Annotated in this window: 11 protein-coding genes; 7 read left to right on the top strand and 4 right to left on the bottom strand. The window is 67.5% G+C overall.

The window, feature by feature from the left end:
* Nucleotides 1–30 precede the first annotated feature (30 nt).
* Nucleotides 31–1983 carry a M13 family metallopeptidase gene (locus AC1DBX_RS01695; RefSeq protein ID WP_476930928.1) on the bottom strand — a complete coding sequence of 651 codons (1953 nt, stop codon included), beginning with the start codon at nucleotides 1981–1983 and terminating at the stop codon, nucleotides 31–33.
* Between the two features lie 252 nt (nucleotides 1984–2235).
* Here AC1DBX_RS01695 and leuA point away from each other — a divergent pair, with 252 nt between their 5' ends.
* The 3 genes from leuA (at nucleotide 2236) to AC1DBX_RS01710 (ending at nucleotide 5811) form a co-directional block, all read left to right on the top strand.
* Nucleotides 2236–3975, top strand: a complete 1740-nt coding sequence (gene leuA, locus AC1DBX_RS01700) for a 2-isopropylmalate synthase (protein ID WP_028276716.1) — start codon at nucleotides 2236–2238, stop codon at nucleotides 3973–3975.
* Between the two features lie 211 nt (nucleotides 3976–4186).
* On the top strand, nucleotides 4187–4939 hold the full coding sequence (gene recO / locus AC1DBX_RS01705; protein ID WP_476930929.1) for a DNA repair protein RecO: 753 nt from the start codon (nucleotides 4187–4189) through the stop codon (nucleotides 4937–4939).
* Nucleotides 4940–4959: 20 nt separating this feature from the next.
* Nucleotides 4960–5811 carry an isoprenyl transferase gene (locus AC1DBX_RS01710; protein WP_476849340.1) on the top strand — a complete coding sequence of 284 codons (852 nt, stop codon included), beginning with the start codon at nucleotides 4960–4962 and terminating at the stop codon, nucleotides 5809–5811.
* Between the two features lie 6 nt (nucleotides 5812–5817).
* Here AC1DBX_RS01710 and AC1DBX_RS01715 read toward each other — a convergent pair whose 3' ends face one another.
* Together AC1DBX_RS01715 and AC1DBX_RS01720 are read right to left on the bottom strand one after the other, a co-directional pair.
* On the bottom strand, nucleotides 5818–6789 hold the full coding sequence (locus AC1DBX_RS01715; protein WP_476849260.1) for an alpha/beta hydrolase: 972 nt from the start codon (nucleotides 6787–6789) through the stop codon (nucleotides 5818–5820).
* A 36-nt stretch (nucleotides 6790–6825) separates the two neighbouring features.
* Nucleotides 6826–8520 carry an FAD-binding dehydrogenase gene (locus tag AC1DBX_RS01720; protein WP_476930930.1) on the bottom strand — a complete coding sequence of 565 codons (1695 nt, stop codon included), beginning with the start codon at nucleotides 8518–8520 and terminating at the stop codon, nucleotides 6826–6828.
* 163 nt (nucleotides 8521–8683) lie between these two features.
* Between AC1DBX_RS01720 and AC1DBX_RS01725 the strand changes: the two genes are divergently transcribed.
* Nucleotides 8684–9757, top strand: a complete 1074-nt coding sequence (locus tag AC1DBX_RS01725; protein ID WP_476930931.1) for a quinone-dependent dihydroorotate dehydrogenase — start codon at nucleotides 8684–8686, stop codon at nucleotides 9755–9757.
* Nucleotides 9758–9858: 101 nt separating this feature from the next.
* On the opposite strand, the gene AC1DBX_RS01730 is transcribed toward AC1DBX_RS01725, so the two are convergent.
* A complete protein-coding gene (locus tag AC1DBX_RS01730) occupies nucleotides 9859–10458 on the bottom strand; it encodes a DUF3043 domain-containing protein (RefSeq protein ID WP_223917351.1) in 600 nt (199 codons plus the stop codon).
* Nucleotides 10459–10564: 106 nt separating this feature from the next.
* On the opposite strand from AC1DBX_RS01730, the gene AC1DBX_RS01735 reads away from it, so the two are divergent.
* The 3 genes from AC1DBX_RS01735 to ctaC all read left to right on the top strand — a co-directional run bounded on the left by AC1DBX_RS01735 (nucleotide 10565) and on the right by ctaC (nucleotide 13634).
* Complete coding sequence (locus tag AC1DBX_RS01735) at nucleotides 10565–11995, top strand: M20/M25/M40 family metallo-hydrolase (RefSeq protein WP_476858456.1); 1431 nt, start codon at nucleotides 10565–10567, stop codon at nucleotides 11993–11995.
* Between the two features lie 169 nt (nucleotides 11996–12164).
* The gene (locus AC1DBX_RS01740) at nucleotides 12165–12554 is read left to right on the top strand and encodes a HesB/IscA family protein (protein WP_028276724.1); all 390 of its coding nucleotides are present in this window, start codon (nucleotides 12165–12167) and stop codon (nucleotides 12552–12554) included.
* A gap of 207 nt (nucleotides 12555–12761) precedes the next feature.
* Nucleotides 12762–13634: an aa3-type cytochrome oxidase subunit II gene (ctaC, locus tag AC1DBX_RS01745; RefSeq protein WP_028276725.1), complete on the top strand. Its 873-nt coding sequence runs from the start codon at nucleotides 12762–12764 to the stop codon at nucleotides 13632–13634.
* Nucleotides 13635–13638: the final 4 nt, after the last annotated feature.

A 13638-nucleotide genomic window follows, 5' to 3' on the forward strand; every position in this document is an offset into this window, starting at 1 on the left:
TGGGTCGGTGCCAGTGACCGGGCCCCCGGGTCACCAGATGCTGACGCGCTCCTGCGGTGCCATCCACATGCCGTCCTGGTCCGTGACGCCGAATGCCGCATGGAAGGCGTCGAGGTTCTTGGCGATGGCGTTCGTGCGGAACTCATTTGGGGAGTGCGGATCCGTCGCCAGCCGGCGGATGGCCTCTTCGGTCCGGATGACCTGCCGCCACCCCGCGGCCCAGGACGCGAAGAAACGCTGCACCCCGGTCAGGCCATCGAGCACCGGCGGTTCCTGCCCGTCGAGGCTGATCAGGTAGGCCTTGTAGCCGATGGTGAGCCCGCCCAGGTCGCCGATGTTCTCGCCCAAGGTCAGCTTGCCGTTGACCGTGTGGCCGGGGGCTGCCGTGGGGGAAAGGGCATCGAACTGCGCCACGAGCCGGGCGGCCAGCGCCTCGAACGCGGTGCGGTCATCCTCCGTCCACCAGTTGCGCAGCAGGCCGCTGCCGTCGTACTGCGAGCCCTGGTCATCGAAGCCGTGGCCGATTTCATGGCCGATCACGGCACCGATGCCGCCGTAGTTGACGGCGTCATCGGCGTCGGCAGTGAAGAACGGGGGCTGCAGCATGGCCGCAGGGAACACGATCTCGTTCAGGAGCGGATGGTAGTAGGCGTTGACCGTCTGGGGCGTCATCAGCCACTTCTCGCGGTCCACGGGCTTGCCGACCTCGTCGAGGTGGCAGTCGACGTCGGCGCTGTGCGCGCGCTCCACATTCCCCAGCAGATCGGCGGGGTCGATCTCCACCGCGGAGTAGTCGATCCACTTGTCCGGGAAGCCGATCTTGGCGCGGAAGGAGTCCAGCTTCTTCAGGGCCTCGAGCTTGGTTGCCTCGCCCATCCAGGTCAGCCCGGTGATGGACTCGCGGTACGCCTCGATCAAGTTGGCCACGAGGGTCTGCATGCGCGCCTTGTGCCCCTCCGGGAAGTGTCCGGCCACGTAGATCTGCCCGACCGCCTCACCCAGGGCCGCCTCGACCACCGCGACGCCGCGCTTCCAGCGGTCCTTGATCCGCGGCGTACCGCTCAGGGTGGTGCCATAGAACGCGAAGTTCGCGTCCACGAACCCGGAAGACAGGTACGGGGCGGCCGCGCTGACCACGCGCATGGCGAGCCATTCCTGCCAGATCGCCAGCGGTTCGGAATCCAGCAGCGAGGCCGCGCCGGAGAAGAAGTCGGGGGTGCTCACCACCAGCTCGGCGCGCTTCTCCGGCTCGATGCCGGCCGCGTCGAACCAGTCCGCCAGCAGGGGGAACAGCTCCGCGGCTTCTGCGGCGGACTTCAAGTTGTACGTCTTTTGCGGATTCCGCAATGTCACGTTGTCCCAGTGGTGCGAAGCCAGCGCAGTTTCCAGAGCCACCACGCGTCCGGCAGCCCCCTCAGGGTCGGCAACCTCCGCGAGGCCCAGCATGGCCCCCACGTGTGCACGGTAGGCCTGGACCATTGGGGCGAACTTCGCTTCCCGGTAATAAGACTCATCCGGCAGGCCGAGGCCGCCCTGGCCCGTGTAGAGCAGGACCCGGTCCGGGTTTCCGGCATCCGGGGCGGGGTAAATATAAAAGAGCCCGGACACATCGGCGCGGAACAGCCGTCCGGCCAGCGCCACGAGTTCGGGCACCGACGTCGTCGCGAACACCTGCGCCAGCCGCGCCCGGAGCGGGTCCAGGCCCTTGGCCTCGACCGCCGCTTCGTCCATGAAGCTTTTGTACAGGTCCCCGATCTTGCGCTCGATGCCGGTCGCCTCCGCACCGCGTGCGGCGGCCTGCTCGATGATCTCCTTCACCGCGAGCTCCGACGCGTCGCGCAAGGCGGTGAAGGTGCCCTCCAGCGGTCGGTCGTCCGGGATGACCGTAGTGTTGAGCCAGCCGCCATTCACATGCTGGTACAGGTCATCCTGCGGGCGGACGCTGGCGTCGATGGTGGACAGATCGATCCCCGAAAGTGGCACGGATGCTCCTTTGAGAGGCAGTCCGGCCCGGAGCGTTTGCCGGCGCGCGGTCTGCATGGTGGACGTTACGGTGGTCTGGCTCCTTCATCTTACGCACCCGTGTTACTGTGAAAAGGTGCGCGCAGAACTGCTCCTTCTTAGCTGCCGCGGCGAGGCCTCAGACGCGATCTAGCGCAAGGCCCACCCTCGCTGCGGAGTTTGTGTTGCCCGGCCACCCTTTCACCAAGAATCACAGAAAAGGCCCCGATTGTAATGCGAAACGCACAGAAGCCCTCAGGAATGCCGGTCCACCGTTACATCCCGTTCCAGGACCAGATCACCGTTGAACTGCCGGACCGCACCTGGCCGGACAAAGTCATCACCAAGGCCCCGCGCTGGTGCGCCGTGGACCTGCGCGACGGCAACCAGGCCCTCATCGATCCCATGAGCCCGGCCCGCAAGCTGAAGATGTTCGACCTGCTGGTCCGGATGGGCTACAAGGAGATCGAGGTCGGGTTCCCCTCGGCATCGCAGACGGACTTCGACTTCGTCCGGCAGCTGATCGAGGGCAACCACATCCCGGACGACGTCACGATCCAGGTGCTGACGCAGGCACGCGAACACCTGATCGAGCGGACCTATGAGTCCCTGGTCGGGGCGAAGCAGGCAATCGTCCACCTCTACAACTCCACGTCCGTCCTGCAGCGCCGCGTGGTCTTCAACCAGGACGAGGACGGCATCCTCGACATCGCCCTGCAGGGTGCTCGGCTGTGCAAGAAGTACGAGGAAACCCTCGCCGATACGCACATCACCTACGAATACTCGCCCGAGTCCTTCACCGGCACCGAGCTGGAGTACGCCATCCGGGTCTGCAACGCGATCGCCGACGTCTTCGAGGCCTCGGCGGACCGTCAGGTCATCATCAACCTGCCTGCCACGGTGGAAATGGCCACCCCCAATGTCTACGCCGACTCCATCGAGTGGATGAGCCGGAACCTGCACCCGCGCGAAGGCATCATCCTGTCCCTGCACCCGCACAACGACCGCGGCACCGGCGTTGCCGCCGCCGAGCTGGGCTACCTGGCCGGGGCAGACCGGATCGAGGGCTGCCTCTTCGGCAACGGCGAGCGGACCGGCAACGTGGACCTGGTGACCCTGGGCCTGAACATGTTCGTCCAGGGCATCGACCCGATGATCGACTTCTCCGACATCGACGAAATCCGCCGCACGGTGGAGTACTGCAACCAGCTGCCGGTGGCCGAGCGGTCCCCGTACGGCGGAGACCTCGTCTTCACGGCATTCTCCGGCTCGCACCAGGACGCAATCAAGAAGGGCCTGGAGGCCCTCGAAAAGGACGCGGCCGCGGCGGGCAAGGACGTGGCCGACTATACCTGGCAGGTCCCGTACCTGCCGGTGGACCCGAAGGACCTCGGCCGGAGCTACGAGGCGGTCATCCGGGTCAACTCGCAGTCCGGCAAGGGCGGCGTCGCCTACCTGCTCAAGAACGAGCACAGCCTGGACCTGCCGCGCCGCGCCCAGATCGAGTTCTCCGGCGTCATCCAAAAACGGACCGACACGGTCGGCGGAGAAGTGAGCGGACCCCAGCTGTGGCAGGTTTTCCAGGACGAATACCTGCCCTCGGGCTCTGCCGACACGCAGTGGGGCCGCTACGCCCTCGGTTCGATCAGCACCGAGACGGACGAAGACGGCGACATGACCCTGACCGCCGCCCTGAAGATCGACGGGACCCAGGTCCGCCGGACCGGGACCGGGAACGGCCCCATCGCGGCCCTGCTGAGCATCCTGCGCGAGGACGGCGTGGACGTCCGGGTCCTGGACTACAGCGAACACGCACTCTCCGAGGGCGGCAGCGCCCTGGCCGCCGCGTATGTCGAATGCGCCGTGGGGGAGCGCGTGCTCTGGGGCGTGGGGATCGATGCCAACACGAGCACATCAGCCCTCAAGGCCGTCATCTCGGCCGTGAACCGCGCCATCCGGGACGCCCGCGCCTGATCCGTCGCTGCTCGATTCGTCCCTGCCTGATCCGTCCGCGCCTGATCCGTCCCCGGACGGGCAGGCACTGGCGAACCAATGTATGACTGCGCCGCCGGAACACTCCGGCGGCGCAGTATTTTGCCTCAGTCTTTTACCTCAGTCTTTTACCGTTCTGCCTCGGCGGCGCTGCCCATGCCGTGATTCCGTAAAGACAGTGCGAAGATTAACTGTGGTCCAACAATCCTTTGCAGCGCGTGCCTACCGTGATGACGCCGTCGTGCTGCGCACCCACAAGCTGGGCGAGGCCGACCGGATCATCACCCTGCTGACCAAGCACCACGGCCAGGTGCGGGCGGTGGCCAAGGGGGTCCGGCGCACCAGCAGCCGGTTCGGCGCCAGGCTGGAACCGTTCATGGTGGCCGATCTCCAGCTGATTTCCGGGCGCACCCTGGACGTCGTCACGCAGGCCGTGGCCAAGGGCGCCTACGGCGGGAACATCGCCGCGGACTATGGCCGGTACACGGTGGCGGCCGCCATGACCGAAACGGCGGAGAAGCTCACCGACGTCGACGGCGAAGCCGGCACCGCCCAGTACAACCTGCTGGTGGGGGCCCTCGCGTCCCTGAGCCGGGGCGACCACGCACCCGAACTCATCCTGGATTCCTACCTGCTCCGCGCCCTCGCGACCGGCGGCTGGGCGCCCAGCTTCACCGACTGCGCCCGGTGCGGTGCGCCCGGGCCCCACGCGGCCTTTTCCGCGCCGCTCGGCGGCATGGTCTGCCACGGGTGCCGGCCGCCGGGATCGCCCGCGCCGGCCCCGGAGACGGTGCTCCTCATGGGTGCCCTGCTCACCGGAAACTGGATGACGGCGGATGCCTCCGCGTCCGTCCACCGCCGGGAAGCGGCCGGCCTGGTAGCCAGCTACCTCCAGTGGCACCTGGAACGAGTCCTGAAATCCCTCAAACATGTGGAGCGAACGTAAAAGTGGCATTGGGAAGAAGCCTGGGAAAGAACCTGGAGAAAAGCCAGACGAAACAGTCCAACGGTCCGCGGCGGACCACCCCGGTGGTGGCTCCCTACCCGCACCCGTCCGGCGCTGTTCCGCCCGCGATTCCCGCGGAGTTCATCCCGCGGCATGTGGCGATCGTCATGGACGGCAACGGGCGCTGGGCGAACCAGCGCGGCCTGCCCCGGATCGAGGGCCACAAAGCAGGGGAGCCTGCCCTGCTGGACGTCATGGCCGGCGCGATCGAGCTGGGGATCGAATACGTCAGTGTGTACGCCTTCTCCACCGAGAACTGGCGGCGGTCCCCTGAGGAGGTGCGCTTCCTGATGGGCTTCAACAAGGACGTCCTGCGCCGGCAGCGGAACCAGCTCGATGAATGGGGTGTCCGGATCCGCTGGTCCGGGCGGCGCCCGAAGCTGTGGGGCTCGGTGATCCGCGAACTCGAAGAGGCCGAGGACTACACCCGGGGCAACAGCACCTGCACCTTGAACATGTGCGTCAACTACGGCGGACGGGCCGAGATCGCCGACGCCGTCTCCGCGATCGCGGAGGAAGTGGCCCAGGGCCGGCTGAAGCCGGGGGCCATCACCGAGCGGACCATCCAGAAGTTCCTCGACGAACCGGACCTGCCCGACGTGGACCTGTTCCTGCGCAGTTCCGGGGAACAGCGGCTCTCCAACTTCATGCTCTGGCAGTCGGCCTATGCCGAGTTCGTGTTCATGGACACCCTGTGGCCGGACGTGGACCGGCGGACGCTGTGGGATGCCGTCGAGATCTATGCACAGCGGGACCGCCGCTACGGTGGGGCCATCGACGCCGCTCCCGCCGCGGGCGGCCAGGTCAGCTGATCCGCGTCAGTCGTAGACGTACGCCCTGATCCACCGGGACAGCCGGGCATAGGCGTCCGCGCGGACCCGCGGGGCGGAGAGGAAGACGTCATGCAGGGCGCCGTCAATCCGCTCCAGCGTCACGGTGCGGCCCAGGCTGAGCGCGCGGAGGGCGATTGTGTTCACGTCCAGGACCGCGTCCGTGCGGCGCATGGACTCCTTCCAGAACATCCCGTTGGCGCTGGCGCCCGAGATGAGCACCAGGATGGGCACATCGATGTTCAGGCCACGCGCCACCTTGGACTGCCCGGCGAGCACGGCGCTGAGCCAGCCGGCGCGGACCGGAAAGGCGTGCGGCGGACGGTAGGCATCGTCCAGGGCCCATTCGCCTTCCGCGGCGCTGCTGATGCTGCGCCAGTAGAAGGCCCGCTCAGGCAGCCGGATCACCGACTCCGGCCAGAACCGGGCGAACGGCTCCACCATGGTCCGCGCGGCCCGGCGCAGGGCGGGGCTGCCGTGGACTTCCAGCCATGGGCTGTCCAGGACCAGTTGTGACACCATCCCCGGATGCCGGTCGGCCCACAGCGCCGCGATCAGGCCGCCGGTGGAGTGTCCCATCAGCGTCACCTGCGGCGCCGCACCGTCCGGCCTGAGGGAACCGATGATCCCGAGCGCTGCAGTGATCTCGGCGTCGTAGTTGTCCAGGTCCGCGACGTAGCCGCCGTGGGTGCCCGGACGCAGGCTGCGGCCATGGTTGTGCATGTCGAGGGCGAAAAACTCAAACCCCTGCCCCGCCCAGAATTCCGCGAGCTCCTCATTGAAGAAGTAGTCACTCCAGCCGTGCAGGAACAGCACCGCCCGGGCCGGCAGCGCCGATGGTGCCGGCGGGAGCGGGGTATGGCGGACCAGGGTGGCAGTGCGCAGCACACCGTCAGGGCTGACGGCCTCAAAGGTGCACGCCTGGAAATCATCCCCGAGAATGTCGGTCCGCCACTGCATCGACTTTCCTCCTGTGTTGCTGAGAGCCTGCCCGGACTAGGACGCGGACGCAGCGGCCCGGCCCGCGGAACGTCCGGAGAAGAGGCATCCGCCCAGGAACGTTCCCTCGAGGGACCGATAGCCGTGGATTCCGCCGCCGCCAAACCCTGCGGCTTCACCGGCCGCGAACAGCCCGGGCACGGGCTGCCCGGCGGCATCCAGGACCCGCGACTGCAGGTCGGTCTGCACCCCGCCAAGGCTCTTGCGCGTCAGGACCGAGAGCCGGACGGCGAGCAGGGGACCGTGCCGCGGATCCAGAAGCCGGTGCGGCGGGGCGACCCTCATGATCTTGTCGGTGGCGAAACGCCGCGCTGCCCGGATCGCCGCCAGCTGCGGATCCTTGCCCATCCCGCTGGCAAACTGCCGGTCCCGGTCGCGGATCAGCTGCTCCAGGGCAGCGGGGTCGATGAGCTGCCCGCCCGTCAGATCGTTCATCTGCCCGGCGAGCCCGGCGGGGTCCGCTGCCTGCAGGAAGTCGACCCCGCGGTCCAGGAACCGCTGCAGCGGTGTATCGCTGCCGGGCTTCAGCCGTGAGACCAGCCGACGGACGTCCTTGCCCGTGAGATCCGGGTTCTGCTCGGATCCTGACAGCGCGAACTCCTTCAGCGCGATGCTGCGGTTCAAGACGAACCATGAATGGGCATGTCCCGTGGCCAGGATGTGGCGCAGGGCGCCGAGCGAATCGAAACCCGGAAACAGGGGAGGCGGGAGCATCCGCCCCGTCGCGTCCAGCCATAGGGCCGACGGTCCGGGCAGGATCCGGATGCCGTGCCGCGGCCAGACCGGGGCATGGTTGTGGATACCCTCCGGGTAATGCCACATCCGGTCCCCGTTGATGAGGTGTCCGCCGGCGCGGCCCACGGCCGGGAGGAAGTCCCCGTCCACGGATGCCGGAACGCCACTCAACATCCGCTCCGGCGCCGCGCCGCCCGGCCATTGCTTGCGGACCACATCGTGGTTGCCGCCGATGCCGCCGCTTGTCACCACCACGGCCGCGGCCGCAGCCTCGAAAGTACCGTCAGGGCGTCGGGAAGAGCTTTCACCCCGGCCTGCGCCACTGGCTTCGAGCAGTTCGCCGCGCACGCCGCTCACCCGGCCCGCAGTTTTCACGAGCCCGGTGGCGCGGTGGCGGAAATGGAAGGACACGCGGCCGGCGGCTTCGCCTTCGCGCAGTTTGGCAAGGAAGGGGGCCACCAGCGCCGGTCCCGTGCCCCACACGACATGGAAGCGCGGGACAGTGTTGCCGTGGCCGTCCGGGCCGTAGCCGCCGCGTTCGGCCCACTGCACCAGGGGAAACAGCCCGACGCCCAGCGAGGCGAGCCAGGCACGCTTCTCACCGGCGGCGAAGTTCACGTACGCCGCCGCCCACTCCTTTGCCAGGGCGTCCTGCGGCCGGTCGAATCCCGCGGACGCATGCCAGTCGGCGAGGGCCAGCTCTTCGCTGTCCCGCACCCCGAGCCGCCGCTGTTCCGGAGTGTTGACCATGAAGAGGCCGCCGAAAGACCAGTGCGCCTGGCCGCCGACGGAGGCCTCGGGTTCCTGATCGAGGACCGCCACCCGGCGGCCGGCCGCATAGGCCTGGGCCGCGGCCACGAGCCCTGCCAGGCCGGCGCCGACCACCACAACGTCGGCCTCGATCCCGCGACCCGAAGCCCCACGGCCGCCCGTTCCGACACCCTCATTGCTGGTCATGGCTTCATGCTAACTCGCGTCGGAGCACTTCCGCCGCCGGGCCCGGGGCGCGGGGCGCCGCAGTCACAACCGCAGTCACAACGGGCAGTCACATCGGCAGTCACAAGCGTGCCGGCGCGCGCGCTGGTTTGGTCTGCGCGGCCCGAACCGGAAAACTAGAGGCATGCGCGTATATCCCACATTTTTCCGGCTGGCCTTCTCATGGATGGACGCCGAACGCGCCCATAAGATCGGGTTCAAGGCCATCCGCCTCGCCCACAGCTGCGGTGCCGGGCGGTTGCTGCAGAAGTTCACCGCCCCCGCAGCGTCGCTGCAGACCCAGGCGTTCGGCCTGACCTTTCCGTCCCCGTTCGGCCTTGCGGCCGGCTTCGACAAGGAAGGCCACGGCATCGAGGCGCTGGCGGAGCTCGGCTTCGGCCATGTGGAGGTCGGCACCATCACCGGCCAGGCCCAGCCCGGCAACCCGGCGCCGCGGCTGTTCCGCCTCGTGGAGGACAGGGCCGTCATCAACCGCATGGGGTTCAACAACGACGGCGCCGCGGCGGTGGCCCCGCGCCTGAAGTCCGCCCGCGCCGCCCTGCAGCGCCAGCACCCCGGCGTCCGGCCGGTGATCGGGGTGAACATCGGCAAGAGCAAGGTGGTCGGGCTCGAGGATGCGGTGTCCGATTACCTGATCAGCGCGCGCAGCCTGGCCCCCGCAGCGGATTATCTCGTGGTGAACGTCAGCTCGCCCAACACCCCCGGGCTTCGGCTGCTGCAGGACGTGGAGACCCTGCGTCCGCTGCTGGCCGCAGTGGGGGAGGAGGCGGACAAGGCCGCCGGCCGCCACATTCCGCTCCTGGTCAAGATCGCGCCCGACCTCAGTGATGAGGACATCGACGACGTCGCGCGCCTGGCGCTTGACCTGAAGCTGGACGGCATCATCGCCACCAACACCACGATCGCCCGCACCGGGCTCGCCTCCAGCCCCGACAACGTCGAGGCGTGCGGAGCAGGAGGTCTTTCCGGGGCGCCCCTGAAGAAACGGTCCCTGGAGGTCATGGCCCGGCTCAAGTCCGTCACCGGCGGGGCGCTGACCCTGGTCTCGGTGGGCGGCGTCGAAACGGCACAGGATGTGCAGGAACGGCTGGACGCCGGCGCCACCCTCGTCCAGGGCTACACGGCGTTCCTTTACGAGGGGCCTTTCTGGGCCGCCCGCATCAACCGGCTGCTGGCCACCCACCCGAGCCGGCGCTAGACCTTACGCTGCGATCGGGCCCGGACCGGTCGCCGCAACCAAGAAGCCCCCGGCAGGTGACTGCCGGGGGCTTCTTGGTTGAAGAATCGTGGAAGGGAAGGTCAGGCGGGGAACTCGCCGCGCCGGACCTGGGGCTTGGGCAGGCGCAGGCGGCGGAACTGCAGGGAGCGCATGGAGCCGTACCAGACCGTGCCGCGCTCGACGTCGCCGAACTTTTCGCCGAGCCGTTTCTTGAGCTTGCGGGAGAGGATGAAGACGTCCACGAAGACCGCGAGGAACATGACCCAGAAGGCGCCCAGGACGTAGACCATCTGTGCGCTGGAGGCCGGCACGAGCAAGGAGATGATGACAAACAGCAGGGCGCCGAACATGAGGAACTCGCCAAGGCTGAAGCGGGCATCGACGAAATCGCGGGCGAACCGCTTCTGCGGACCCTTGTCCCGCAGCGGCAGGAACTTCTCGTCACCGGTGTCCATGGCCTGCCGCATCTTGAGCCGCTGCTCCGTGACGGCGGCGCGCTCGGCCGCCTTGGAAGCCTTGCGGTCCTCCGGCACGAGGGGCCGCTTGCGGGCCGCCTCCTGGGCGCTGCGCTTGGGCGTGGGTGCGCCCTTGCCGGTCACGGCGCTACGGGCTGCTGCCTCGGATGCCTGCTGGTCAACTACGTCCTGCGCCGATGGCGCTTCCTTTTTACGTCCAAACACCCCTAAAGAATACCCCGCAGACACAGGCCCGAGACCCAGCCCACACGGCGCAGGCCCGGGCGTGACGCTGTTTGTAGTGATTCAGAGCACGGGTAGTGTTTTGGCCATGACTTCATCTACCGCGGGGAACCCGCAGACCACCATGGACCACGAGGGCACCATCGATGCCGAGGCCCTCCGCCAGGCCGTTGCCGAATCGTTCGACGAGACGATCGGCCAGCTGACGGACCTTGTCGCCATACCGGGCATCGCCTGGCCGAGCTTTGATCCTGCCCCGTTGAACCGCAGCGCCGACGCCGTCGCCAGCCTCGTGCGGGCCAGCGGCTTCGACGACGTCCGGATCCTCCGTTGCGACAAGGAAGACGGGACGCCCGGCGGGCCCGCCGTCGTCGCCCGCCGCCCGGCCGCGGAGGGCAAGCCGACAGTCCTGCTGTACGCCCACCACGACGTCCAGCCCACTGGCGACCTGGCACTGTGGGAAACCGACCCCTTTACCGCCGTCGAGCGCGACGGCAGGCTCTTCGGCCGCGGTGCCGCCGATGACAAGGCCGGCATCCTGGCGCACATCGCCGCCTACTCTGCGGTGACGCGGGTGCTCGGTGACGAACTGGGCCTGGGCGTGACGTTCTTCTTCGAGGGCGAAGAGGAAGCCGGCTCGCCAACGTTCCGGCAGTTCCTGGAAACCCACCGCGAACTGCTCCGCGCCGACGTGATCGTCGTGGCGGACTCCAGCAACTGGAAGGTCGGCATTCCGGCCCTCACCACCAGCCTGCGCGGCCTGGTGGACGGCACCATCGAGGTCAAGGTCCTGGACCACGCCGTGCATTCGGGCATGTTCGGCGGCCCCGTGCTCGACGCCCCGACCCTGCTGGCCCGCCTGATCGCGACCCTCCACGACGACGAGGGCAGCGTCGCGATCAAGGGCCTGGTGAGCCGCGATGACGTGGTTGTCGACCTCACCGAGGAGGAGTACCGCGCCGACGCCTCCGTGCTCGACGGCGTGAAGCTCGCCGGGACCGGCAGCATTGCCTCACGCATGTGGACCAAGCCCGCCCTGTCCATCATCGGCTTTGACGCCCCGGCCGTGGACGTAGCTTCCAACACCTTGCTGCCGCGGGCCCGGGCCAAGTTCAGCCTGCGCCTGGCCCCGGGGCAGGACCCGGCAGCCGCCATGGAGGCTGTCCGCCAGCACGTCGAAACCCACGCCCCGTTCGGCGCTGAGGTGGTGTTCACCCCGGGGGAGAGCGGCAACTCATTCCTGACGGACACGAGCTCGAAGGCCGCGTCCGTGGCCATGTGGGCCCTGGGCGAAGCCTGGGGCGTGCCCGCCGTCGAAATGGGAATCGGCGGATCGATCCCCTTCATCGCGGACCTCACCGAGCTCTACCCGGACGTGCAGATCCTGGTCACCGGCGTCGAGGATCCCGATTCCCGAGCCCACAGCGCCAACGAATCCCTGCACCTGGGCGACTTCCGGAACGCAATTGTCGCCGAGGCCCTGCTGCTCGCGCGCCTGAACACCGAAGGCGCGCTCTAGCCCCCGCGCCCGGCGCGTCCCGGGGAACATCCAGCCGTCTCCCACGGTTACGTCAGAAGTTAGAGCTACAGGGCTGCGCGAAGTAGCATGTAGCTATAGCCCATACCGTTTAAGTAGGGGCGGGCACCGTGCGAGCGGGGCCGCCACCACCGTTGCAAGAAGGTAGGCCATGAGCACTACAACCAATGAAAACAGCGCCGGCAACTCTGCCGCCGAGGCCGGCGAGCTGGCCACGCACGAGGTCATGCTGACCGACGTCGCGGCTGGAAAGGTCCGCAGCCTGCTGGAGCAGGAAGGCCGCACCGATCTGCGCCTCCGCGTTGCCGTGCAGCCCGGCGGTTGCTCCGGCCTGATTTACCAGCTCTACTTCGACGAGCGGCTGCTCGACGGGGATGCAGTGCGCGACTACGACGGGGTCGAAGTCGTCGTCGACAAGATGAGCGTTCCTTACCTCAGCGGTGCCAGCATCGATTTCGAGGACACCATCGCCAAGCAGGGCTTCACGATCGATAACCCGAATGCCGGCGGGTCCTGCGCCTGCGGAGATTCTTTCCACTAATTCCTTCCACTAAGGCCGGGCATTTTGCCCGGCCTTAGTGCCGCAGGATCCTCAACGAGCGGCGCCTACAAAAGGCTCCCGACGCACGGTGTGGACATGTGGGCGAAAACTCCCGGGGAGCGGTAAGCTCTACACCGAGTAGTAAAACTTTTCGTTTGCCCTGCCCGTAATTTGCGGGGCAACAGCAACAAGTAGGAAGGGCCGTCTGTGAGTTCGCAGAACCGAACCGGCAGCCGACGCAAACAGATCACTACGATCACTGGCTTGGCACTAGCCGGCGCGTTGGCTTTGACTGGATGTTCACCAGAGGTACAGAAGGGCTGGTTGCCCACCGAGCGTGGCACCACCAATCACACTGACCTCATCATGGACCTCTGGGTCAACTCATGGATTGCCGCGCTGGTCGTCGGCATCATCACCTGGGGCCTGATGATCTGGTGCATCGTCGCTTACCGGCGCCGCAAGGGCACCGTGGGCTTCCCGCGCCAGAACAGCTTCAACCTTCCGCTTGAAGTGTTCTACCTGACGATCCCGCTGTTCATGGTCCTGGTGTTCTTCTACTTCACCGACCGCGACCAGCAGTCGATCGATGACCGCTCAACGCCGGCCGACGTCGTCGTCGACGTCCGCGGCAAGCAGTGGGCGTGGGACTTCAACTACTTGAAGGGCAACGTCGTCACCGAGGACGTACACGAAGCGGGCGTCCAGGCGCACCTGACCGGTAACGACGTGGACAAGAACAAGCTGCCCACCCTGTACCTGCCGGTCAACAAGTCGGTTGACCTCGAGCTCAACGCGCGCGACGTCATCCACTCCTTCTGGGTTCCTGCCTTCCTGCAGAAGCGCGACATGATTCCCGGCAAGACCAACTACATCCGGTTGACGCCCACCAGGGAGGGCACCTACGACGGTAAGTGCGCCGAACTCTGTGGCGAGTACCACTCCGAAATGCTGTTCCGCGTGAAGGTTGTCTCCGAGTCGGAGTTCCAGGCGCACATGAACCAGCTGCGCCAGGACGGGAACACCGGCCTGCTCGGTGAAGAGTACGACCGCAACCCGGCCCCGGCCGAAACCAAGTAAGGGG

This window comes from Arthrobacter sp. 10N44_2 (assembly GCF_056394385.1).